The organism is Paenibacillus sp. LjRoot56 (assembly GCF_964253335.1).
In the GTDB taxonomy this organism is placed as follows: Bacteria; Bacillota; Bacilli; order Paenibacillales; family NBRC-103111; genus Paenibacillus_E; species Paenibacillus_E allorhizoplanae.
Window position 1 is genome coordinate 1,298,983 of sequence record NZ_CAXURV020000002.1, and the last position, 23,345, is coordinate 1,322,327.

At 41.0% G+C, this 23,345-nt stretch carries 24 protein-coding genes; all 24 read left to right on the plus strand.

The window, feature by feature from the left end:
- Positions 1 to 3: 3 nt before the first annotated feature.
- Positions 4 to 1,098 carry a flagellar biosynthesis protein FlhB gene (flhB, locus tag ACSQ8O_RS18325; RefSeq protein ID WP_436242793.1) on the plus strand — a complete coding sequence of 365 codons (1,095 nt, stop codon included), beginning with the start codon at positions 4 to 6 and terminating at the stop codon, positions 1,096 to 1,098.
- Positions 1,099 to 1,119: 21 nt separating this feature from the next.
- On the plus strand, positions 1,120 to 3,153 hold the full coding sequence (gene flhA / locus ACSQ8O_RS18330; RefSeq protein WP_056624971.1) for a flagellar biosynthesis protein FlhA: 2,034 nt from the start codon (positions 1,120 to 1,122) through the stop codon (positions 3,151 to 3,153).
- Positions 3,150 to 4,454, plus strand: coding sequence for a flagellar biosynthesis protein FlhF (gene flhF, locus ACSQ8O_RS18335; RefSeq protein ID WP_436242794.1), 1,305 nt, complete (start codon positions 3,150 to 3,152; stop codon positions 4,452 to 4,454). Before flhA ends, flhF begins: the two co-directional genes overlap by 4 nt.
- Complete coding sequence (locus ACSQ8O_RS18340) at positions 4,451 to 5,320, plus strand: MinD/ParA family protein (RefSeq protein WP_436242795.1); 870 nt, start codon at positions 4,451 to 4,453, stop codon at positions 5,318 to 5,320. Before flhF ends, ACSQ8O_RS18340 begins: the two co-directional genes overlap by 4 nt.
- 89 nt (positions 5,321 to 5,409) lie before the next feature.
- Entirely contained in the window at positions 5,410 to 6,492 is a 1,083-nt protein-coding gene (locus ACSQ8O_RS18345) for a protein-glutamate methylesterase/protein-glutamine glutaminase (protein WP_436242963.1), read from the plus strand.
- A 44-nt stretch (positions 6,493 to 6,536) separates the two neighbouring features.
- The gene (locus ACSQ8O_RS18350; protein ID WP_436242796.1) at positions 6,537 to 8,609 is read left to right on the plus strand and encodes a chemotaxis protein CheW; all 2,073 of its coding nucleotides are present in this window, start codon (positions 6,537 to 6,539) and stop codon (positions 8,607 to 8,609) included.
- 27 nt (positions 8,610 to 8,636) lie between these two features.
- A complete protein-coding gene (locus ACSQ8O_RS18355; protein WP_056624986.1) occupies positions 8,637 to 9,098 on the plus strand; it encodes a chemotaxis protein CheW in 462 nt (153 codons plus the stop codon).
- 3 nt (positions 9,099 to 9,101) lie between these two features.
- Positions 9,102 to 9,722 carry a chemotaxis protein CheC gene (locus ACSQ8O_RS18360; RefSeq protein ID WP_056624989.1) on the plus strand — a complete coding sequence of 207 codons (621 nt, stop codon included), beginning with the start codon at positions 9,102 to 9,104 and terminating at the stop codon, positions 9,720 to 9,722.
- A complete protein-coding gene (locus tag ACSQ8O_RS18365) occupies positions 9,719 to 10,213 on the plus strand; it encodes a chemotaxis protein CheD (RefSeq protein WP_171635822.1) in 495 nt (164 codons plus the stop codon). Before ACSQ8O_RS18360 ends, ACSQ8O_RS18365 begins: the two co-directional genes overlap by 4 nt.
- Entirely contained in the window at positions 10,213 to 10,644 is a 432-nt protein-coding gene (locus ACSQ8O_RS18370; RefSeq protein WP_436242797.1) for a hypothetical protein, read from the plus strand. Before ACSQ8O_RS18365 ends, ACSQ8O_RS18370 begins: the two co-directional genes overlap by 1 nt.
- 19 nt (positions 10,645 to 10,663) lie before the next feature.
- Positions 10,664 to 11,452 carry a FliA/WhiG family RNA polymerase sigma factor gene (locus ACSQ8O_RS18375; protein WP_436242798.1) on the plus strand — a complete coding sequence of 263 codons (789 nt, stop codon included), beginning with the start codon at positions 10,664 to 10,666 and terminating at the stop codon, positions 11,450 to 11,452.
- Between the two features lie 28 nt (positions 11,453 to 11,480).
- A complete protein-coding gene (locus tag ACSQ8O_RS18380; RefSeq protein WP_436242799.1) occupies positions 11,481 to 12,896 on the plus strand; it encodes a DUF342 domain-containing protein in 1,416 nt (471 codons plus the stop codon).
- Positions 12,897 to 12,915: 19 nt separating this feature from the next.
- The gene (locus ACSQ8O_RS18385; protein ID WP_436242800.1) at positions 12,916 to 13,236 is read left to right on the plus strand and encodes a hypothetical protein; all 321 of its coding nucleotides are present in this window, start codon (positions 12,916 to 12,918) and stop codon (positions 13,234 to 13,236) included.
- Between the two features lie 25 nt (positions 13,237 to 13,261).
- Positions 13,262 to 13,843, plus strand: coding sequence for a hypothetical protein (locus ACSQ8O_RS18390; RefSeq protein WP_436242801.1), 582 nt, complete (start codon positions 13,262 to 13,264; stop codon positions 13,841 to 13,843).
- On the plus strand, positions 13,836 to 14,357 hold the full coding sequence (locus ACSQ8O_RS18395) for a hypothetical protein (RefSeq protein WP_436242802.1): 522 nt from the start codon (positions 13,836 to 13,838) through the stop codon (positions 14,355 to 14,357). Before ACSQ8O_RS18390 ends, ACSQ8O_RS18395 begins: the two co-directional genes overlap by 8 nt.
- A gap of 248 nt (positions 14,358 to 14,605) precedes the next feature.
- Positions 14,606 to 15,304, plus strand: coding sequence for a 30S ribosomal protein S2 (gene rpsB / locus ACSQ8O_RS18400; protein WP_056625008.1), 699 nt, complete (start codon positions 14,606 to 14,608; stop codon positions 15,302 to 15,304).
- Between the two features lie 117 nt (positions 15,305 to 15,421).
- Positions 15,422 to 16,072 carry a translation elongation factor Ts gene (gene tsf / locus ACSQ8O_RS18405; protein ID WP_057315674.1) on the plus strand — a complete coding sequence of 217 codons (651 nt, stop codon included), beginning with the start codon at positions 15,422 to 15,424 and terminating at the stop codon, positions 16,070 to 16,072.
- Between the two features lie 91 nt (positions 16,073 to 16,163).
- Positions 16,164 to 16,889 (plus strand): UMP kinase, encoded by a 726-nt coding sequence (gene pyrH, locus ACSQ8O_RS18410; RefSeq protein ID WP_056625013.1) that lies wholly within the window; start codon positions 16,164 to 16,166, stop codon positions 16,887 to 16,889.
- Positions 16,890 to 16,892: 3 nt separating this feature from the next.
- Positions 16,893 to 17,447 carry a ribosome recycling factor gene (gene frr / locus ACSQ8O_RS18415; protein ID WP_056625017.1) on the plus strand — a complete coding sequence of 185 codons (555 nt, stop codon included), beginning with the start codon at positions 16,893 to 16,895 and terminating at the stop codon, positions 17,445 to 17,447.
- Between the two features lie 68 nt (positions 17,448 to 17,515).
- Complete coding sequence (locus ACSQ8O_RS18420) at positions 17,516 to 18,289, plus strand: isoprenyl transferase (RefSeq protein WP_436242803.1); 774 nt, start codon at positions 17,516 to 17,518, stop codon at positions 18,287 to 18,289.
- A gap of 75 nt (positions 18,290 to 18,364) precedes the next feature.
- Complete coding sequence (locus ACSQ8O_RS18425) at positions 18,365 to 19,159, plus strand: phosphatidate cytidylyltransferase (RefSeq protein ID WP_056625020.1); 795 nt, start codon at positions 18,365 to 18,367, stop codon at positions 19,157 to 19,159.
- 23 nt (positions 19,160 to 19,182) lie between these two features.
- Entirely contained in the window at positions 19,183 to 20,328 is a 1,146-nt protein-coding gene (locus ACSQ8O_RS18430; RefSeq protein WP_436242804.1) for a 1-deoxy-D-xylulose-5-phosphate reductoisomerase, read from the plus strand.
- A 273-nt stretch (positions 20,329 to 20,601) separates the two neighbouring features.
- Positions 20,602 to 21,861 (plus strand): RIP metalloprotease RseP, encoded by a 1,260-nt coding sequence (gene rseP, locus ACSQ8O_RS18435; protein WP_436242805.1) that lies wholly within the window; start codon positions 20,602 to 20,604, stop codon positions 21,859 to 21,861.
- A 21-nt stretch (positions 21,862 to 21,882) separates the two neighbouring features.
- Entirely contained in the window at positions 21,883 to 23,331 is a 1,449-nt protein-coding gene (gene proS, locus ACSQ8O_RS18440) for a proline--tRNA ligase (RefSeq protein WP_236287153.1), read from the plus strand.
- Positions 23,332 to 23,345 lie beyond the last annotated feature (14 nt).

Consider the following 23,345-nt stretch of genomic DNA (forward strand, 5'->3'; position numbering starts at 1 on the left):
ACCGTGTCCCAACAACTTCGTTTACAGCTTGATTTACAATGGTTTGCTGGGGAAAAAACGGAGCCTGCTACTGCCAAGAAAAGACAGGATGCCAGAAAAAAGGGTCAAGTTGCTAAAAGTATGGACTTGCCCGCGGCTTCCATTTTACTGTTTTCATTCGTGGCTTTTCTAATGTTTGGTTCTTTTATGAAAGGTAGGATTATTCATATCTTTCGAGATGTATATGAGAATCAATTAGGTATGGATTTAACCGTAGGAAACGTACAAGTGTTATTCACGGATTTAACGGTACAAGGCTTGGTCATTGTAGCTCCAATCTTTCTACTGGTAGTTCTGATCGCTTTTATAGCGAACTACGCGCAAATTGGTTTTATGTTTATCGGTGAGCCCTTGATGATGAAGTTTGACAAGATTAATCCGATCAGTGGTTTTAAACGGATTTTTTCGATGCGAACAGTGGTGGACTTTCTAAAATCGACTTTGAAAATGTTGATCATCGGTTATGCGGTTTATACCACGTTGATGGGGCAAAAAGCAAAGTTGTTGGGGCTAGGCCACACACCATTGGAGAGTACATTTTCATTTATTGCTTCGGTTACGCTAAGTTTGGGAATAAAAATCGGTGCTATTCTGATTGTACTAGCTATTTTTGATTTTATTTATCAAAAATACGAACATGAGAAAAGTCTCAAAATGTCTAAACAGGATATTAAGGATGAGTATAAGAAAAGTGAAGGCGATCCTCTCATCAAAGGGAAGATCCGTGCCAAACAACGTCAAATGGCCATGCAACGCATGATGCAGGAAGTTCCTAAGGCCGATGTTATTATTACCAACCCAACTCACTTCGCAGTTGCCCTGAAATATGATGCTAAAAATATGCAAGCTCCTACAGTAATTGCAAAAGGGGCAGATTATGTTGCATTAAAAATTAAGGAAGTCGCCAAACAGAATGGCGTCATGACGATGGAAAATAAGCCGCTTGCTCGAGCGATTTTTGCACAGGTGGAAATCGGTGATGCCATTCCAGCAGATCTATTCCAAGCTGTGGCAGAAGTACTAGCGTATGTATATAAGATGAAGGGTAAGACGAATTAACGTAGAGGGAGGTGCAATCTGATGAAAATCAAGGATTTATTAGTTTTAGTCGGTATTATTGGCATCGTGTTGATGATGATTGTACCTGTTCCTATCCCTTTGCTGGACTTTTTACTTATTATTAACATTTCCATAGCACTAATGATCATCTTGGTTGCTATGAATACACAAGAAGCACTACAGTTCTCGATTTTCCCTTCTTTGTTATTGATTACGACACTCTTTCGATTGGCATTAAACGTGTCAACAACTCGTAATATTTTGGCGCATGCTGAAGCAGGCGACGTGGTCAGAACTTTTGGTTCATTTGTTGCACAGGGCAATATCGTCGTGGGATTCGTTGTGTTTCTCATCCTTGTCTTAGTGCAATTCATTGTTATTACCAAAGGTTCTGAGCGCGTTGCCGAAGTAGCGGCAAGGTTTACCTTAGACGCAATGCCCGGCAAGCAAATGAGTATTGATGCCGATTTAAATGCTGGTCTAATCAATGAGGTTCAAGCAAGAGAAAGACGACAAAAGATTGAGCGTGAGGCAGATTTCTATGGAGCTATGGATGGTGCCAGTAAATTTGTCAAAGGTGATGCAATTGCCGGGATTATTATCCTTGTTATCAATCTAATTGGTGGATTTATCATTGGGATGACCATGAAGGGGATGGATTTTCAAGAGGCACTGCAAACTTTCTCGATCTTAACAATTGGTGACGGTTTGGTCAGCCAAATCCCTGCATTATTAATTTCAACTGCAGCAGGTATCATTGTTACTCGCGCATCATCTGAGGGTAATTTAGGTCATGATATTACAAAACAATTAACGGCTCAACCTAAATTGTTGTATATCGTTGCCGGTACATTAGTTGTATTAGGTACTTTTACTCCGATCCATTGGTTTACAACATATCCGATAGCTGGCTTATTGGTGTATGCCGCATTTAAAATGCAAAAGAATTTGGAACGTGAAGCAATTAAAGAAGAACAATTGGTTGAAGAGCAGCAGATTGAGGAAGTACGAAGTCCAGAAAGTGTTATTTCGTTACTACAAGTTGATCCGATCGAGTTTGAGTTTGGCTATGGACTAATCCCACTTGCAGATACGCAGCAGGGCGGTGATTTATTAGATCGAATTATTCTCATACGTCGTCAATGTGCATTGGAGCTAGGAGTCGTAGTTCCTGTCATTCGAATTCGCGATAATATCCAATTAAGACCCAATGAGTATATCATCAAAATTAAAGGCAATACGGTTGCACGCGGCGAACTACTTTTAAATCACTATCTGGCCATGAGTCCAGGTTTTGATGATGATTCGATATCAGGTATTGAAACTACGGAACCAGCATTCGGTTTACCAGCAATTTGGATAGATGAAGTAAACAAAGAGCGAGCAGAGCTATCCGGTTATACAGTCGTAGATCCGCCTTCTGTTGTAGCGACGCATCTAACTGAAATTATTAAGAAACATATTCATGAGCTACTGGGTCGTCAGGAAACGAAGGCGCTTATCGAAAATGTAAGAGAATCGTATCCTGCGCTTGTTGATGATTTAATTCCTTCCGTACTTGCTGTTGGAGATATTCAGAAAGTTCTATCCAAACTATTACGTGAGAAAATATCTGTTCGTGACTTGGTTACAATCTTAGAAACACTTGCGGATTATGGTACGTACACGAAAGATCCTGAGATTTTAACTGAATATGTGAGGCAGTCACTATCACGACAAATCACACAGCAGTTTACTTCACATGGAGATTCACTCAAAGTAATTACGGTAGGCCCTTCGGTGGAGAAGAAAATCGCAGATTCTGTGCAACAATCAGATCAAGGCAGCTATTTGGCGTTAGATCCTTCATCATCACAAATTATTTATCATCGTGTAACGGAGCAAGTTACGAAATTAATCCAATCAGGACAGCAACCTGTCATTTTAACTTCACCAACGATTCGGATGTATGTAAGACAGCTTTTAGAACGAACACTGCAAGATATACCGGTACTTTCTTATAGCGAATTAGAGCCTAGCGTTGAAATCCAAAGCATGGGGGTAGTCAATTTATGAGAGTAAAAAGATATGTTGTTGATTCCATGCCAGATGCTTTGCAAAAAATTCGTACGGATCTTGGCAAGGATGCGGTTATTCTGAATACGAAAGAAATTCGGACTGGCGGTTTTCTTGGTATGTTTGGGAAGAAGAAAATAGAAGTCATTGCTGCAATTGATGCTGCTAATGCGAAACCTGCGCCTGCTCCCCAACGAGTAGCAACTCAGATGCCACCTCAACCAAAGGTGAATAGTCAGGTAGCTCCCATTAAACCTAGTTTTCAATCAGATTTTCCGGATGTACCTGATGTATTAGCACCAGTGGCAATGAAGAGCGAGCCTGTGGCGGTAAGTGCCGTTCCTCAACCAGAGAGAGTTATGAATCCTGCCGGGCATCAAGCCTACTCACCTTCTTCTGTTCATTCAGCAGCGAGGGCGCCGGTTAAAGATGATCAAGTAATGGATGAACTCAAACAAATGAAAGAAATGATGAAGAAGCTTACACAAGTGACCGATGGGGATAAACTACCTGAGCCGTTGCAAAAACTTGAGCAAAGACTCTATGATCATGAAGTGAATCCAACGCTTGTGCGACAGATCATGGATGAGGTTATGGCAGATTTTCAACTTGCAGATGAACCTGTTACTGAAGAAACAGCTCATCAACTTGTTCGTTCGAAATTAGGAGAGATTCTACAAACGGATCATAGTAAGCATATATCTACACAAACACGTGTTGTTCATTTCGTTGGCCCTACTGGCGTTGGTAAAACGACAACGATAGCGAAGTTGGCCGCGGAGCAAGTATTGAAATACCATCGTAAAGTTGGGTTCATTACTTCAGACACTTATCGGATTGCTGCGATTGAGCAGTTGAAAACATATGCAACCATTTTAAATGTGCCACTTGAAGTTGTATTTTCACCGCAGGATTTGACGAAGGCATTTCAAAATCTAGCAGAATGTGACATTATTTTCATGGATACGGCTGGACGAAATTTCCGTAACGAAATGTATGTTTCAGAATTGAATTCTTTACTGAAGACACAAGGGAACAGTGAAACGATACTCGTATTAAGCTTAACGACCAAATATCGAGATCTACGTGCGATTACGAATAATTTTAGTAAATTCAAATTGGACAAAGTACTCTTTACCAAAATGGATGAAACGGATTCCTATGGCGCCATTTTGAATGTTGTTCATGAGTTTTCTCTCAAGCTTTCGTATGTGACAACTGGGCAAAGTGTACCCGATGATATTGCGGAAATGAACGAGTGGCAAATCATTGATTTGTTATTGGAGGAGCCTAGAACATGAAGGATCAAGCAGAAGGGTTGCGGAATCTGGTTCAAACACAAGGTGATAAAGGCACAAGAACAACCAGGATTATTACCGTAACCAGTGGAAAAGGTGGTGTAGGTAAATCCAATTTTACGCTAAACTTCGCTTTATCACTGCAGTCTTTGGGTTACAAGGTGCTTGTATTCGATGCAGATATAGGACTCGCGAACATTGATGTATTAATGGGCGTATCTTCAACTTATAGTCTATATCACCTTTTAAAGAAGGATAAGACGATTTGGGAAATCATCCAAAAAGGATCGAATGATTTGGAGTTTATTGCAGGTGGATCCGGTTTTAATGACCTATTGCGATTAACGGAAGAAGAATTAGATTATTTTGCGGAACAAGTTATGCAACTGAACGGCTACGTAGATTTTATTATTTTCGATACAGGTGCAGGCCTATCCAAAGAAACGTTAAAATTCATTCTTGCGGCCGAAGAAGCCATCGTGGTTACGACTCCTGAGCCAACATCCATTACAGATGCCTATGCCATCATTAAAATGGTGAATTCAATGGGCCACGACGTTTCATTTAAATTAGTTATTAATCGTGTTACAGATGCGCGAGAAGGCAAACAGACAGCTGACAAAATTTCTTTAGTAGCTAAACAATTTCTAAATATTCATATTCCAACCTTAGGGTTTGTTGATGATGATCCAGTTGTTTCTAAAGCAGTGAAAAGGCAAATTCCTTTCTCAATCGCATTTCCATATTCAATGGCAACTAAGAGCATCAAAACGCTTACCGACAATTATATTAAGGGATATCGCGTTATTGAAACGCCTTCAACGGGTGTCAAGAGCTTTTTAAATAAAATGTTGAAACTTTTGAAATAGGAATTTTGAAAAACGTGTCGAATAAGCAGATAGAGGAGGGAAGCAGCTTGGCATTTTATAACATTCTTGTCGTAGATGACTCCGTCTTTATGCGAAAAATAGTAAGTGATTTAATTTCAGAGAATCCGCAATTTAAAGTCATTGGTACTGCAAAGAATGGTCAAGAAGCAATTGAACAAGTTAAGCTGCTTCGACCGGATGCTGTTACAATGGATATCGAAATGCCCGTTATGAATGGATTGGATGCGCTTAAACACATCATGGAAGAGCAGCCAACTCCCGTTATCATGCTGAGCTCCTTAACGCAAGAAGGCGCTTCTGAGACGATTCGAGCATTGGAGTTGGGGGCAGTAGACTTTATTCGAAAGCCATCGGGTTCCATATCTCTGGATTTGTATAAAGTTAAGCTGTTGCTGCATGAGAAACTACTCATGGCAGTACGTTCGAAAATGAGTGTCAACCAACCAGCAAGCGTACAATCACTTGTAGTAAAGGTTAATCCCTTGTCTTTGAGATCCAAGATGCTGAAAGACAATTTAAAACAATCAGACTCAGCTGCTCAGACTATCCCAACTACGACACATTTTAATCATGTAGTTGCCATAGGGACTTCAACTGGTGGTCCAAGAGCATTACATCAAGTTATATCCAATATTCCTGCAGGATTTCCAGCACCAATTTTAATTGTTCAACATATGCCGCCTAACTTCACCAAATCATTAGCTCAACGATTGAATGATATTTCTCAAATTAGGGTTGTTGAAGCTGCTGATGGAGAAGTCCTACAAACGGCGACTGCTTATGTAGCCCCGGGTGGATGGCATATGGTTATTCACAAAGATTCGAACCGAACGTACAAAATTCGATTAACCAAAGATGAACCTGTCTCAGGTCATCGACCCTCAGTAGATGTGATGTTTGAATCGTTACTAAGCATGAATGAGTTAAAACGACATGTCGTTTTGATGACAGGAATGGGAAGTGATGGAGCCAAAGGGATGCTTTCCTTGAAACAATCGGGGGCAACCACAACTATTGCTGAAGCGGAAGAAACTTGTGTCGTATATGGGATGCCAAGAGCCGCTGTAGAAAATCAAGCTGCAATGCATGTATTACCTCAGCAGGAAATTGCGGTTCGTTTAACTAGGTGTGTACAGAATGAAATGAATTGAAGCAAACATGGAGTACTGGATGATTCTATTGGAGGTGTGTGGTAGTGGAACTTAGTCAATATCTATCGATGTTTATCGATGAATCAAAAGAGCATTTGCAATCATTGAATGAAAATCTTCTTAATTTAGAAAGTAATCCGAAAGATATAAGTATTGTACATAACATTTTTCGTTCAGCTCATACGTTAAAAGGGATGTCAGCAACGATGGGGTTTGAGGACATCGCAGCACTTACCCATGACATGGAGAATGTGCTTGACCTTGTCCGTAATAGTAAACTTGATATGGACCCTTACATATTTGATTGTATTTTTAAAAGTTTGGATTCCTTGGAATCTATGGTTGAAGATATCATTCAAGGTGGGACAGGTAAAGCGGATGTAAGTCCAATCGTTACCTCTCTAAGATCCATCGTGACAGGCGACTACAAAAAAGGCCCAGCTATTACAACTACAGTTGCAGTAAAAGAACCAGCCAAAGGCATTGAAGTGGATGAGTTTCAATACTCAATTCTTCAACAGTCGATCGATTCAGGATTTCTAGTTTTCTATATCGAAGTTAGTGTCAATGAAAACTGTGTGTTAAAAGCTGCACGTGCTTACATGGTATTCGATGCTATGGAGAGAATGGGCGAAATTATTAAGTCGACGCCTTCCGTTCAAGAAATTGAGCAAGAGAAGTTTGATCGCTCGTTCTCATTGTACTTTATCTCCAAAGTTGATCAAGCAACGCTTGAGAAAGAAATTCTAAATGTTTCTGAAATTGCTTCTGCTGTTATTATAACCGTTGATACAGAATCTCTTGTAGAATTATCCCGACCGATTGCAGAGATTGAAACAGCTCGTCAAGAAATCGCTGCTGCAGTTGCGGTTACTGTGCCTACAGTTGATGTAGCTACGACTAAAGCTTCTGAATCAGCTACGAATGCCGGTGCTGCTAAACCAGCCGCAGGTGGAGCTCCAGTTGCAAGCCGTACGATTCGTGTAGATATTGAGCGTCTAGATACACTGATGAATTTATTCAGTGAGCTGTTGATTGATCGTGTTCGACTCGAACAATTGGCAAGTGAAGTGAAACGGAATGATTTGACTGAGACAGTAGAACATATGTCCCGTGTCAGCAGTGATTTGCAAAATATCGTTCTGAAGCTTCGCATGGTTCCTGTAGATTCGGTATTCAATAGATTCCCTCGTATGATCAGAGATCTTGCCAAATCTTTAGACAAAAAAGTAGATCTAGTGATTACAGGTGCTGATACTGAATTAGATCGAACTGTTATTGATGAAATTGGGGATCCGTTAGTCCATTTATTGCGAAATGCAGTTGATCACGGTATTGAATCGATCAGTGAGCGTGTAGCGGTTGGTAAACCTGAGCAAGGTACGATTCAACTTCGTGCATTTCACAGCGGGAATCACGTATTTATTGAAATCGAAGAAGATGGTAAAGGGATTTACAGAGATAAAGTTTTGAAAACTGCATTGAAAAATGGTCTCGTTACAGCAGAACAAGCAGCAAAATTAACAGATCATGAAGTGTATAACTTGCTCTTCGCATCAGGGTTTAGTACGGCGGAGAAAATTTCAGATATATCTGGACGTGGTGTGGGCTTAGATGTCGTGAAGACAAAAATTCAGATGCTTGGCGGACATGTTCAAGTTGATTCTAAACCAGGCTTTGGAAGTAAATTTTCCGTCCAACTGCCACTGACACTTTCCATTATCTCGGCGATGTTAGTACGTTTGGGTAGTGAGAAATATGCGATTCCTTTATCCTCAATTGTGGAAACGTCAGCCATTCAGAAATCGCAAATCCGGAACATCCAAGGTACTAAAATGATCGATTATCGCAAAACGGTTATCCCATTATTGTCCCTGAGCACTTTATTTCAAGTTCCTGATTTTAACGAGGATTTGGAAGAAGAAACAGAAATCGTTGTTGTTCGCAAGGGCGATAAGCAAGTAGCACTTATGGTGGACGAATTTATTGGTCAACAAGAAATCGTGTTAAAAACACTAGGTAAATATTTAACAGGGATTTTCGCAATTTCAGGAGCAACCATCCTTGGGGATGGACAAGTTGCTTTGATCATTGATCCTAATGCATTGATTAAATAAACCATATTCGTTAAGGAGGATTTGACAATGGGAGAAGAAAAGAAAGTAATTGTCTTCGCACTTGGATCGGAAGAGTATGGTGTAGAAGTAGAAAAGGTTAGAACGATCGAAAGAATGCAACCTATGACACGCGTACCTAAAGCACCTGAATTTATTAAAGGTGTTATTAATTTGCGTGGTGTCGTTATCCCAATTATTGATCTACGCGCTAGATTTGGCCTTGAAGAGGTTGCTAGTACGGATGCAACTCGTATTATTATCGTTTCTGCGGCTGAATTTGAAGTAGGTTTGATTGTTGATTCGGCTAATGATGTCATTGATGTCGATACAGATAATATTAATACGCCGCCAGAAGTAGTTGGTGGCATTAAAGCGAAATACTTGGATGGAATCGCTCGTGTAGGCGAGAGTCGATTATTAGTTCTTCTAAACCTAGAGCAAGTTTTGAATCGCAGTGAAATTCAACAGTTAGAAAGATTTGAGGAATAGCTTGTGGACGTTTTTAGCCAATTAGAGGATTTTCAATTAGATGTGCTTAAGGAAGTAGGTAATATTGGTGCAGGGCATGCAGCGACTGCGCTTTCTACCTTACTGGATAAGCCGATCGATATGTTGGTTCCAAAAGTAAGAATGTTGCCTTTCGAAGAAATTTGCGAAAGCGTCGGCGGGGCTGAGACCGTCGTACTAGCCATCTTCTTACGTGTAGAAGGGGATGCCCCGGGAAATATGTTTTTCATTCTTGACTTGGATGCTGCCAAAAACATGCTCCATGATTTGGTTGGTTTATCCATTACTGATCAAGAAGAATATTCAGAGTTAGAATTATCAGCACTGAATGAAATTGGAAACATCCTTGCCGGTTCTTATTTATCCTCGCTTGCTGATTTTACGAATTTAAATATGCAGCCGACGGTTCCAGCGCTGGCGATCGACATGGCTGGTGCAATTTTAAGCTATGGTTTATTGCAATTTGGTCAAATGGGAGACCAGGCTCTTCTCATTGATACTAAATTCTTGGAAGGGGAGAATGAAGTGCAAGGACACTTTTTCTTAATCCCTGATCCGGAATCGTTTGGTAAAATCTTTTCGGCATTAGGGGTAGTCTCTCCATGACGCTAGAAAACTTAATTAAAGTAGGTATGGCTGACTTGAATGTTGCTCATCAAATTGGAGTTTTGAAGACAACAGGATTGGGTTCATGTGTAGGTGTTACCCTATACGACAGCCGATCAAAAGTAGCAGGAATGGCTCACGTCATGCTGCCTTCATCTGAAATAGCGCGAGAAGGTTCATTGAACATAGCGAAGTATGCAGATACAGCTATTCCAGAGCTAATTTCGAGAATGGAAAAGCTAGGAGCCAATATAAGTAAGCTTGAAGCCAAGCTAGCTGGTGGTGCTCAAATGTTTGCATTTGCCGGAAATAATGATACGATGAGAATTGGACCGAGGAATGTAGAATCTTGTAAAGAAATGTTGAATCGTTACAAGATTCCTATTCTGGCAGAGGATACAGGAGCTAATTATGGTCGTACGATTGAGTTCTTTAGTGCGACAGGGATCCTCCAGATTCGTAGTGTTCAATTAGGAGTAAAGGAAATTTAATGATGATTGGTACTATTCGAATTAATCTCATCGTAGCTTTGTTAGCTGGAATTTTTACGTTTGCCTTATCGATAGGCAATAATCTATTTTTATCATCTTGTCTTAAAGCAGGATATAGCTTTCTCATTTTATTCGTTGTCACATTTGGATTTAGATGGGTATTAGGGTTATTAATTGGACCTGTTTCTTCACTGGAGGATTCTATGCTCGAGAACTCCTCATCCGCGGTTGGTCAGAACTTAGATCTAAGCACACCCGATGAGGATGAAGAAACACGTCAATTAATGAAGTCGAACCACACGAATCAGACAAAAGATGCACAATCTAATGATATGCAATTTTCACCATTGAATCCACCTAAGCTAGTCACCAAGAATAATTTGGACCCTGAACAACTGGCGGGTGCCTTGAGGCGAATGTCTGAAGATTAAGGATGGTGTATCATTAATCATGATTGATCAAAAGCAAGTTCAGCTTGCAAATATTGATTTATGGAAACAGTGGAAAGAACAAGGTATTATTGCGGCTAGACAAGCTCTAATAGAGAACTACTTACCCTTAGTGGAGTATGTCTCAGGCAGGTTAGCCATTGGTCTTCCCAAAAGTGTATCCAAAGATGACTTATCTAGCTTTGGAGTTATGGGATTAATTGATGCTATTGAGAAGTTTGATTATGCAAGGGGTTTACAATTTGAAACCTATGCTTCTTGGAGAATTCGCGGGTCAATCATTGATGGCTTACGTCAAGGGGATTGGGTTCCAAGGTCAGTTAGAGAAAAAGCTAAAAAAGTAGAAGACGCTTATCAAAAGCTCGAACAACAATATCTACGATCAGTTACAGATTCGGAGATAAGCACTTTTTTACAAATAAGTGAGCAAGATTTTCAACAAATGTTACAGGATATTTCTGTTACGACGATTTGTTCAATTGATGATCCTATACGCGAAGAAGAGTCAGAGACTAGATTATCCCTTATCGTAGATGAGAAAGCCAAGAACCCAGAGTCTCAAGTAAACGAGTTTTATTTGAAAGAATCATTGGCGAAAGCAATAGATCGTTTGACAGAAAAAGAAAGAACCGTTGTATCACTATTTTATTTCGAAGAGTTATCATTAAGTGAAATTGCTGAGGTCATGTGTTTATCACCATCTCGCATTTCTCAATTGCATTCTAAAGCGATCTTAAGACTTAAAGGTGTACTCGGACGATTTAAAAATCAACTTTTTCAAGATAATTAAACTTATTCTGAAAGTATGGAAAGGTGGTATGTCCGTGAGTGAAGGGAACATGCCTTTGGATTTCTTCATAAGTATTACTGTGTCAGATGACAAGTTATCTGCTCATTTACTTATCAGTAATACTGAAGATGCGTTTAAAGTCTCAATTGGGCAATTATTAGACCTGGTTCAAAAAAATCGTATTATTCATGGAGTAAATCAAGTAGTGCTTGCAGAAATTGCAGCTAATCCTAAATCATTTTCTCTTAAAAAGACATTAATTGCCACGGGAACTAAACAGGTAGATGGTCAAAATGGATATATTAAATTATCTTTTGACTTCGATGACAACGAAAAAAAACCTTTGGAGCTGGAAGACGGCCGGGTCAATTATAAAGAAGTTGTATCCATTCATAATGTTAGAAAAGGGCAATTGATTGGTCAGCGCTTTTTAGCTACAGCCGGTACACCTGGTCGTGCAGTTACTGGCGAAACGCTCTTTTCAAAGTCAGGTAAAGAAGCTAGATTCAAAGTAGGTAAAAATGTTGTAACTGATGCGGAGCAGATGGGGCTATACGCAACAATTGATGGCATGGTAGTCCGGACGGATCGGGATAAAATAAACGTATTCCCTGTGTACGAGATTAATGGGGATGTCGATTATAATATTGGTAACATTGATTTCATCGGTACAGTTGTTGTTAGAGGGAATGTTCTACCTGGGTTCAAGATTCGAGCAGCTGGAGACATTCGTGTGACCGGTGGTGTTGAAGCCGCGGAGCTTGAAGCAGAAGGATCGATTGAAATCTCGGCAGGTATTGTAGGGCAAAATAAAGCTTTGATCAAAGCTGGTAAGAATGTGAAGAGTTCTTTCATCCAAGATGCCACGATTGAAGTTTCTGGTGATCTAAACGTTTCCCAAAGTATCATGCATTCGACAGTGAGAGCGGGTAGAAGTGTCAACTGTGTGGGTGCAAAAGGTTTAATCGTAGGCGGTACCATTCAAGCTGGAGAACGCGTTACGGCTCGAACAATTGGGAATTCAATGTCTACTGCAACTGTTGTTGAGGTAGGTGTTTTGCCAGAATTACGTAATGAAATGATTCAACTTCGTAATCAACTGAGAATACTAAGTGAGAATATGGAGAAGACGAGTAAAGCGCTTACTTTGTTGGATCAATTAGCTGCAGCGGGTCAGCTCAGTCCTGATAAGCTTGCCATGCGTATCAAACTTAATAATACGAAGAAGCAGTCGGTGGATGAACAAGTATCGATCAAGGAACGCATTTTGGAAATCGAGAAATCTCTAGAGGATTCTGAGAATGCAAAGGTTCAAGTCATTTCGACGATTTATGGTGGTACCAAAATTGTCATCGGTCGTTACACGAAATTTATTAAAGATCCAACGAACCGAATGACTTTCCGATTAAGTGAAGGCGATATTGTCATGAGTGCAAATGTGTAAGTGTGGGAGGGAGTAGACGATGAGTTTCAAAGCCATCGATTTACAATTCGCTGTACACAAGAACGATGAGGCTGGTATAAAGCAGAATCAATTGATGCAGAAGCCGCGGCAAGATGGAACGATTCTAGAAAATCAAGCTATACAATCAACGGAACGTGATAGAGGACGGACAAGCAAACTAGAAGAGAGTGGACGCGCTGATATCTTAGATCGTCGTGAACAGAAAAAAACGCAAATAGGTAAAGGTAAGACAAGAGGGCAATTAAATAATCTTTCTACGGATCCGGAACACCAACCGGACCATCCCTATAAAGGTCATCATATTGACTTCTCCCTCTAACTTGCTATAGGAAAAGGTGAACTTTATGGTTATGCAGCCGGTGCTCTATGTCATCCTTCTTGGTCTTGTAATGATTGTTTATGCGAGATTTATACCTAAGGAACAAACGACGGCTTCATCCGCAAATGCTACGGTCGTGCAGGAAATCGAAGATACGATAGAACATTTCGCCGCTGAGATGGATGAACAAAATCAAGCGATGCTTGATCTCTTTTCAAAGACAAAACAAGATTATGAAGTGGAGCTTGCTAAGTTAGCTGGCCGATTGGAAACCTTGGAGCGTCAAAAGCACGAGCTGTCCAAAGAGCTTACGACTCTTCATGTGAATCAACCGCCAGTTCTTTCTCCTGCGGAAATGCTTAGTGCTCTGAACACACCCAATCATGATAATCCTGCTTCTGTAAACGTAATCGAGATTGCTCCTGATCTTCTTCCTGAGGAGCCAGTCTATGTGGGTTTAAGTATGAAGAGCAGATATTCTGAATTGTTTACTTTACATGATCAAGGGAAAAGCGTGGAGGCTATTGCCAAAAAGCTTAGTATGAATAAAGGCGAGGTCAGTTTGATCCTTCAACTTTCAAGACAGGAGGAAAGGACCCGTGTTTAAAAATAGAGCCTTAGTTACTGGTATTGGGGTAGGTATTATTGTTGGCGCTATTCTTCTTCAAGTGATGCTGATTCGTCCAAGTAGCCCGAGCAAGTCAGGTATATCGTTGGAGGAGATGGATCCTCAGAAGCTCAAGGAAGAGGCCTCTAAATACTATTTAGTACTTGAGAAAAATGTGAAAATGTATACCCAAGCCGAATTAGATGCTGCTGTGCAGAAGAAAGTCAAAGAGGAAGCTGATAAGCTAGTTTCGACGAAGCCGCAAGAAACGCCTAAAGCGACTGCTCCCGCGGCAGTCACATCTTCAAAGATCGTCATCTATGTCCAACCTAATTTAGATGCAACGGCAGTTGCTGAGCTTCTTGTGAAGTCCGGTGTAATTACAGATCGCACGGCGTTTGTAACCGAACTCGATAAGCGAGGCGGAAACACGAAGATTCAAGTTGGCTATCATGTATTTGAAGGTTTTATGGACACGCAGACAGTGGTGACGAACCTTATTACTTCGCAATAGAATTTCAGACTAAAGGATCTTCTTAGAGAGATCTTTTTTTGTTTGCTTATACATAAACTATCCAATTCAAGGGAAGAATGACATTCAGGATAAAAGGTTGCACCTTGTTTTCAGTTGTGGTATATTTATTCACGGTGTTAAAAACTCACGCCCGTCAATTTGCATAATGGTGCTTACTTCGGTAGGTTTTATGCAAAGATGCGAGGGGCGGCGGATACCAAATAAACCATTTAGAGGAGGGATTGGGGATGGCAGTTATCTCCATGAAACAGCTTTTAGAAGCTGGCGTACATTTCGGTCACCAAACACGTCGTTGGAACCCGAAAATGGACAAGTATATCTTTACTGAAAGAAACGGTATTTACATCATCGATCTTCAAAAAACGGTTAAAAAAGTTGAGGAAGCTTATAACTTTGTTAAATCCGTATCCGAAGACAATGGTACAATTCTTTTCGTAGGAACTAAGAAACAAGCCCAAGATTCCGTTGCTGAAGAAGCAGAACGTTGTGGCATGTACTTCATCAACCAACGTTGGTTGGGTGGTACATTGACTAACTTCCAAACAATTCAAAAACGTATCGATCGCTTGAAAACTCTTGAAAGATGGGAAGAGGATGGCACTTTCGAAGTTCTTCCTAAGAAAGAAGTTATCATTCTTCGCAAAGAGAAAGAGCGTCTTGAGAAATTCCTAGGCGGAATCAAGAACATGAAAGGTTTGCCAAGTGCACTTTTCATTATCGATCCTCGCAAAGAGCGTATTGCTGTAGCAGAAGCTCGTAAATTGGGTATCCCAATCGTTGGTATCGTTGATACAAACTGCGATCCAGACGAGATTGATTACGTGATTCCAGGTAACGATGATGCGATTCGCGCAGTTAAATTGTTAACAGCGAAAATTGCTGATGCAGTTATCGAAGCACACCAAGGCGAGCAAACAACAGCTTAAATTATAGCAATGTGAAAAGGGTGGTTGGAAGGTGTAACAGCCTGTCACCACCCTTTTTTTAAAGAATAAACTAGTGTTACATATAAACAATAAACATTTAACAGGAGGTTTCTTCTAATGGCAGTTACAGCAGCACAAGTAAAAGAGTTACGTGAAAAAACAGGTGCAGGTATGTTAGATTGCAAGAAAGCACTTGAAGAAGCAAACGGCGATATCACTAAAGCAGGAGAACTTCTTCGTGAGAAAGGTCTTTCTGCAGCAGCTAATAAAGCTGGACGTATTGCTACAGAAGGCGCTGTAGAATCTTACATCCACGCTGGTGGTAAAGTTGGCGTTCTTGTTGAGATCAACTGTGAAACTGACTTCGTTGGTAAAACAGAGCAATTCAGAACGTTCTGCAGAGACATTGCTATGCACATCGCTGCAGCAAACCCATCGTATGTTCGTCGTGAAGAAGTTCCAACAGAAGCTTTGGAAAAAGAAAAAGAAATTCTTCGTAACCAAGCTTTAAACGAAGGTAAACCAGAGAAAATCATCGACAAAATGGTTGAAGGCCGTATTGGTAAATACTACGAAGAGTTCTGCTTAATGGAGCAAGCATTCATTAAAGATCCAGACAAAACTATCGACCAATTGTTGAATGAGAAAATCGCTGCAATCGGTGAGAACATCTCCATTCGTCGTTTCGTTCGTTTCGGACTTGGTGAAGGTCTTGAGAAAAAACAAGAAAACTTTGCGGAAGAAGTTATGTCCCAAGTTAAACTATAATAGGCATTCAAAAAAGATGGAACACTTGGTGTTCCTTCTTTTTTAGCCCTTAAAGACATGGAGTTACGCATGGAAACGGAGGTCATACAAGTTGGGTCAACCTTTTTATAAAAGAATAGTGCTTAAATTGAGCGGCGAAGCTTTAGCCGGACAGCAGGGATATGGCATTGATTCAGAAGTGATTACTTCCATTGCTCAACAAGTGAAGGATGTTGTAGAGTTAAATGTTGAAGTTGCTATCGTCGTTGGCGGTGGGAATATCTGGCGCGGAATCGCGGGTAGTGAGAAAGGGATGGATCGTGCGACAGCGGATTACATGGGGATGCTAGCAACCGTCATGAATTCACTTGCTTTGCAGGATGCATTGGAAAACCTAGAGGTGCCAACAAGAGTCCAGTCCTCCATTACTATGCAGCAAGTTGCTGAACCTTACATACGTAGGAGAGCTATGCGCCATCTTGAAAAGGGTAGAGTAGTTATTTTCGCCGCGGGAACAGGTAATCCTTATTTCTCGACGGATACGACGGCTGCCTTGAGAGCTGCAGAGATTGAAGCAGAAGTTATTCTTATGGCCAAAAATAAAGTGGATGGCGTCTATTCAGCTGATCCATTCAAAGATCCAACAGCGAAGAAATTCGAAACGTTAACCTATATGGAAGTTATAAGCAATAACCTTGGTGTCATGGACTCCACTGCATCTTCCCTTTGTATGGATAACAACATTCCGTTGGTTGTATTTAATATCACGGAAAAAGGGAATATCAAACGAGTGGTCCTTGGCGATAAAATTGGGACTACAGTTAAAGGGAGCGTATAAACCATGCCTCAATCAGTGAAGAAGAACGCAGAAGATCGGATGGACAAAGCAATTGGAGCACTAAGAAGAGATTTGACTTCTCTTCGTGCGGGACGTGCAACACCATCATTATTAGATCGTATTCAAGTGGAATACTATGGCGCAATGACGCCTGTTAATCAATTAGCTAATTTGACAACACCAGATTCACGTACTCTTCTCATTCAACCATGGGATAAGAGCTCTATGTCTTCTATTGAGAAGGCAATTATGAAGTCCGATTTGGGTTTAACTCCATCCAATGATGGAATCGTTATTCGTATTGTTATTCCTGCATTAACTGAAGAGCGTCGTAGTGACTTGGTGAAAATGACGAAGAAATTTGGCGAAGAAGCCAAAATTGCAATTCGTAATATTCGCCGTGATGCGAATGACGAAATTAAAAAGCTTGAGAAAGCAGGTATTTCTGAGGATGAATCCCGTAAGCATCAAGAGGACATTCAGAAATTTACTGATAAATTCGTAGCTGAAGTTGAAAAAGTTTTGGCTGCTAAAGAAAAAGAAATCATGGAAGTATAAGATAGATATGCCCCCGGGTATTCATTTGCTGGGGGTTTTTCATCTTTCCCTAGTTGGGAGGAACAACTGTGCTCAAGCTATTTAAGAAATGGTTAAATCCAACACGCAAGCCAGCAAATGCAACAGCAGCGGATATAGAGCTGGACAAAGTACCTGCGCACGTTGCGATAATTATGGATGGAAATGGTCGATGGGCCAAACAAAGAGGCTTGCCTCGCGTAGCAGGTCATCATTCGGGCATGAAAAATGTAAAGAAGATTACAATGGCAGCCAATGATATTGGTGTCAAAGTACTAACCATGTATGCTTTTTCAACGGAAAATTGGAAACGCCCCAAAGAAGAAGTCGAGTTTCTAATGAAGCTTCCTCAAGAGTTTTTTCCTTTGGAAATTGAAGAATTAATTCAGAACAATGTGCGTATTCGAATGACGGGTTGGAAAGATGGTCTACCTGACTATACGCTGAAAGCTATAGAAGGTGCGATCGAGCGTACGAAAGATAACACGGGTCTTATTTTGAATTTTGCTTTAAATTACGGCGGACGTAAGGAAATCATTGCAGGTGTCCAAGATATGATGAAGGATCTGCAAAACGGAAACTTGAACCCGGATGAGTTGAATGAATCACTCTTTTCATCCTATATGTTAACGTCAGATTTACCTGACCCCGATTTGTTGATTCGTACAAGTGGAGAATTGCGATTGAGCAACTTTTTACTATGGCAATTAGCTTATTCGGAATTATGGTTCACAGATGCCTATTGGCCAGAATTCACAGAGGACTTATTTATGCAAGCCATTGCTGAATATCAGCGCCGCGCAAGAAGATACGGTGGTATTTAACATCTGATTGTGTAATCGTTTTTCACTAAAAAGGAAGTCTTAGAGATAAACGTTGTTCATCTAGGGGGATTCAACTTGAAACAAAGGATCATAACAGGCGTTATAGCGGGTCTAGCATTTATTACTCTTCTAGTTCTTGGTGATTTGTGGTATGCAGGATTAATCGTACTCGTTTCAATTATCGGATATCGCGAGTACTTACAAATGAATGGGTATATGCCTTTTAAACTCACTGCTGTTGCTGGCCTCATAGCACTTTTATGTTTAACGATCCCTTGGGGGTTGTTAGGTATAACATGGACCATTTCATTTACAGCCGTTATTTGGTTTGCCATGTTTTTGTTGCTTTTCATAACAGTTGCATCCAAGAACAAAATAACGATTGACCAAGTATCTGTGATATTACTAGGTGTCGTTTACATTGGATTTGGCTTTAACTATATGATCGAGGCTCGCTTGGCGGATAATGGATTGTTTTGGACGATCATGGTGTTCGTTTGTATATGGGCATCAGATGCAGGCGCATATTTTGTCGGTTCGAAGTTAGGTAAGCATCCTTTATGGCCACAAATAAGCCCTAAGAAGTCGATTGAAGGAGCACTTGGCGGAGTAGTTATTGCGATGATATTGGCCGTATGCTTTGCATTGTACGCACCGGATCTCTTAAGTGTAGGTAAATCACTCTTATTAGGATTTGTTATTGCAGTAGTAGGACAAATTGGTGATTTAATTCAATCCGCTTATAAGCGTGTTAAAGGAATTAAAGACACGGGAACTTTGCTGCCAGGTCATGGTGGTGTACTCGATCGGATGGATAGTTGGTTAATTGTTTTCCCCTTTATCTATCTGCTCAATTTGATTCCTAACTAATTCTCATGAGCGGGGTTGAACATATGAAGAAAATTGCCATCTTAGGATCGACAGGATCCATTGGAACTCAAACCTTGGATCTTGTACAGCATTCGCCAGAAAAGTTTCAGGTCGAGGCGATATCAGCAGGGTACAACAGTGATCTTGTCATTGAGCAGGCTAACCAATTTCGACCTAAGCTCGTTTCTGTTGCTACGAAGGAATTAGCTGAAACTGTTGCTAGGCAAATACCATCAAACATTAAAGTTCTTTATGGTGAAGCCGGATTGTTGGAGGTCGCAGCTGCGACAGATGCGGATTTGCTTGTAAGCGCATTGGTTGGGAGTCAAGGATTAAGACCAACTTTAGCCGCAATTGAAGCAGGAAAAGATATTGGATTAGCCAACAAGGAGACCTTAGTGAGTGCGGGTCACATTGTAACTGAAGCTGTAGCTCGTAAAGGTGTTGCCTTATTACCAATAGATAGCGAGCACTCTGCAATTTTTCAATGTTTAAATGGTGAGAAGCGTTCTCAAATTGCCCAAATCACGATTACGGCTTCAGGTGGCTCTTTCCGTGATCGTACGCGTGAGCAACTCGTAGGTGTAACCGTGGAGGATGCACTAAGGCATCCGAATTGGTCGATGGGCGCCAAAATTACGATTGATTCTGCGACAATGGTCAATAAAGGTCTTGAAGTAATGGAAGCACACTGGCTTTTCGGGTTAGCTTATGAGGATATCAAAGTGTTGCTTCATCCGGAAAGTGTCATCCACTCTTACGTTGAATTTGTTGATCATAGTGTCATCGCTCAGTTAGGTAATCCAGATATGAGGGTTCCCATACAGTATGCGTTAACGTATCCAGATCGCTTTTCAACGCCAACAACAAGATTAGACTTAGCCGCAATCGGTAAACTTCATTTCCGTGAGATGGATTATACACGATTTCCTTGTTTACGCATGGCATTTGAAAGTGGTAAACAAGGTGGAATTACCCCTACTGTGTATAATGCTGCTAATGAGATTGCGGTGGCTCGTTTCCTTAAGGGTGACATTTCATTTCTACAAATTGAAGATATTATCGAAGCTTCATTGCAAAAACATGAGTCATATGCTAATCCTACAATTGAGATTATTCACGAACAGGATCAATGGGCTAGATCGTTTGCAGCGTCTATCCGTTTCTAAATGTCAGGAAGAGATGAGGTCAGCTTGCATGGCTCAGCTCTTCTTTTCAATTTCCGACACCAAGGTTGTAAAGTAAAGTCTATATATTTCACTTAGTTCGTATAATGACCTGTACGGGCATAGCTTGTATTCAGCCGTTCAATAGTGGTAATCTAAGAACAAGAACAGCTGATCTGAAGTAGATGCTTAGAAGGTAGACACATTTACCGTAAGCGTCGGGTCATTGCTACATATGGTAGTTTTCTGAAGAAAACCCGAAGGAGGAAATACGACTTGTCGGCTATTGAAGTTGGGTTAAAGGTTATTCTGCTGTTTTTCGTTCTTGTTACGATTCATGAATGGGGTCATTTTTACTTTGCAAAACGTGCAGGTATTTTAGTTCGTGAATTTGCGATTGGCTTCGGTCCCAAAATTTTTTCATATAAAAAAGGGGAGACCCGATATACGTTACGGATTTTACCAATTGGTGGATTCGTTCGCATGGCAGGTGAAGACCCGGAAATCGTTCAAGTTAATCCTGGACAGACGGTTGCAATTAAATTAAATAAACAGAACGAAGTTACATTTTTATATCTAGATCAATTAGATCGTCGTTCTAACGTCATCATGGGTGTCGTGGAACAAATTGATTTAGAGAGAGCACTTCGTTTATCCCTCGATGTTGACGGTGAGAAAGTGACTTACCCGATTGATCCACAAGCCATGATGGTGACGAAGGGAACAGAAACCCAAATAGCTCCATATGATCGTCAATTCGGCTCGAAATCCGTAGGGAAGCGTGCCATTGCTATCGTTATGGGACCAGTAATGAATTTTATCTTGGCGATTGTCTTGTTCTTCATCGTGGTGATTATGTCTGGTGTGTTCACGAATGTGAAGCTGGATTCTGTTCTTGCTGGTAAAGCTGGTGAGAAGTCAGGTCTTCAGAAAGGCGACATCATTATGTCCATTGATAAGCAGCCTATTGGGGATGATCGGGAGAAACTAGTTACCTCGATACAATCTTCTGCTGGGAAGCCAATGACATGGGTGATCGATCGCGCAGGTAATCCAATTACACTTCAAGTAACACCAGAAATGGAAGCAGGAGCTGGGAAGCTAGGTGTTGTCATAAGCGGTGACCGGAGAAGTGCAACATTGGGTGAAGTATTTACAGGAACCTATGATCAGGTAGTAGGTACTACCATTGGAATCGTGACTGGTCTGCAAAAATTAGTTATGCTTCAATTCAAATTAGATGATCTTGGTGGGCCTGTGAGAACTGCTCAAGTATCTGCTGAGTTTGCTAAAATGGGACTGACATACTTAATTTCTTGGGCTGCCACATTAAGTTTATATCTAGGTATTTTTAATTTATTACCTATCCCTGCGCTAGACGGAAGTCGTCTGCTGTTCATGGGTTTAGAAGCATTGAGAGGTAAACCGATAGACCCGAACCGAGAGAGTATGGTTCATTTTGTTGGATTTGCACTTCTGATGCTGTTGATGGTAGCTGTTACATACAATGATATTTTACGATTGATTAAGGGGTAGTCCTAATCTGTGGGAGGGTTTATGTCAAACGATAAGCAATTTGTTAAAGAAATTACACCACAAGGAGAAGATTTCTCCCGATGGTATATAGATGTTATTAAGAAAGCAGATTTAATGAGCTACTCCCCGGTTCGTGGGTGTATCGTATTTAAACCGGATGGTTATGAAATCTGGGAAAATATTCAACGTGAGTTGGATAGCAAGTTTAAAGAAACGGGTCATCGTAATGCGTACTTCCCATTGTTTATCCCAGAAAGCTTTTTCCAAAAGGAAAAAGAACATGTCGAGGGCTTTAATCCAGAACTTCCTTGGGTTACTGAGGCGGGTGGAGAGAAGTTAGAAGAGCGTTTGGCTATCCGTCCTACATCTGAAACGATGATCGGGCATATGTACGCCGAGTGGATTAACTCCTATCGTGATCTACCTTTGTTAATCAACCAATGGGCAAACGTAGTTCGTTGGGAGAAACGCACGTTGCCGTTCCTCCGTACAACTGAGTTTTTGTGGCAGGAAGGTCATACTGCGCATGAAGATGAGCAAGATGCTCGCCGCGAAACGATGCAAATGCTGGATGTCTATCGTCAATTTGCGGAAGATTTCCTAGCGATCCCAGTAATTGTAGGTCAAAAAACGCCTTCAGAGAAGTTTGCTGGTGCCATTGATACTTTTTCAATCGAAGCCATGATGAAGGATGGCAAAGCTGTTCAAGCCGGGACTTCTCATTACCTTGGAACGAATTTCGCTGTTGCCTTTGATATCAAATTCCTAGATCGTGAAAATCAACACCAATTTGCACATACAACTTCATGGGGAGTTAGTACACGTTTAATTGGCGCACTTATTATGGTTCATGGGGATGATCGGGGATTAGTGTTACCACCGAAGGTTGCTCCTACGCAAGTTATCATGATTCCAATTGGACCACCGAAAACGCGTGAACAAGTAATTGGGCGGGTTGACGAGTTGTTTGCGGATCTGAAGAAAGCTGGCGTTCGCGTTAAAGTGGATGATCGTGCTGATCAAAGCCCAGGTTGGAAATTTAACGAGTACGAGATGCGCGGCGTTCCAATTCGCGTAGAGTTAGGTCCTCGCGACATGGAAAATGGCGTAGTCGTTCTTGTTTCTCGTGTTAGTGGAGAAAAGAAAATTGTTCAACAGTCTGACTTTGTGCAAGAAGTTCAAAATTTACTTGCTGAGATTCATCAGCAGATGTATGATAAAGCGAAGCAATTCCGTGACGAGCATTATATTGCGGTAGATACGATCGATGAGTTTAAGACATTCTTGGAGACGAAACGCGGATTTGCCTTGGCTGGCTGGTGTGGATCTAACGCTTGTGAATCGCAAGTGAAGGAAGAAACAGGAGCAACAAGTCGTAATATCCCGTTCACACCATCCGAAACCAAATCGACTTGTCTTGTGTGTGGCGATCCTGCCAAGCATACAGTTGTCTTTGGTCGAAGCTATTAATTACAATCAAGGGC

Coding starts and splice junctions, on each gene's coding strand:
- ACSQ8O_RS18430 (WP_436242804.1), top strand. CDS start 19,183: ATGAAGAAAATTGCCATCTTAGGATCGACAGGATCCATTGGAACTCAA.
- rpsB (WP_056625008.1), top strand. CDS start 14,606: ATGGCAGTTATCTCCATGAAACAGCTTTTAGAAGCTGGCGTACATTTC.
- flhF (WP_436242794.1), top strand. CDS start 3,150: ATGAGAGTAAAAAGATATGTTGTTGATTCCATGCCAGATGCTTTGCAA.
- ACSQ8O_RS18390 (WP_436242801.1), top strand. CDS start 13,262: ATGGTTATGCAGCCGGTGCTCTATGTCATCCTTCTTGGTCTTGTAATG.
- ACSQ8O_RS18345 (WP_436242963.1), top strand. CDS start 5,410: ATGCGAAAAATAGTAAGTGATTTAATTTCAGAGAATCCGCAATTTAAA.
- flhA (WP_056624971.1), top strand. CDS start 1,120: ATGAAAATCAAGGATTTATTAGTTTTAGTCGGTATTATTGGCATCGTG.
- ACSQ8O_RS18375 (WP_436242798.1), top strand. CDS start 10,664: ATGATTGATCAAAAGCAAGTTCAGCTTGCAAATATTGATTTATGGAAA.
- ACSQ8O_RS18355 (WP_056624986.1), top strand. CDS start 8,637: ATGGGAGAAGAAAAGAAAGTAATTGTCTTCGCACTTGGATCGGAAGAG.
- ACSQ8O_RS18380 (WP_436242799.1), top strand. CDS start 11,481: ATGTCCGTGAGTGAAGGGAACATGCCTTTGGATTTCTTCATAAGTATT.
- ACSQ8O_RS18365 (WP_171635822.1), top strand. CDS start 9,719: ATGACGCTAGAAAACTTAATTAAAGTAGGTATGGCTGACTTGAATGTT.
- proS (WP_236287153.1), top strand. CDS start 21,883: ATGTCAAACGATAAGCAATTTGTTAAAGAAATTACACCACAAGGAGAA.
- ACSQ8O_RS18340 (WP_436242795.1), top strand. CDS start 4,451: ATGAAGGATCAAGCAGAAGGGTTGCGGAATCTGGTTCAAACACAAGGT.
- ACSQ8O_RS18385 (WP_436242800.1), top strand. CDS start 12,916: ATGAGTTTCAAAGCCATCGATTTACAATTCGCTGTACACAAGAACGAT.
- ACSQ8O_RS18370 (WP_436242797.1), top strand. CDS start 10,213: ATGATGATTGGTACTATTCGAATTAATCTCATCGTAGCTTTGTTAGCT.
- tsf (WP_057315674.1), top strand. CDS start 15,422: ATGGCAGTTACAGCAGCACAAGTAAAAGAGTTACGTGAAAAAACAGGT.
- frr (WP_056625017.1), top strand. CDS start 16,893: ATGCCTCAATCAGTGAAGAAGAACGCAGAAGATCGGATGGACAAAGCA.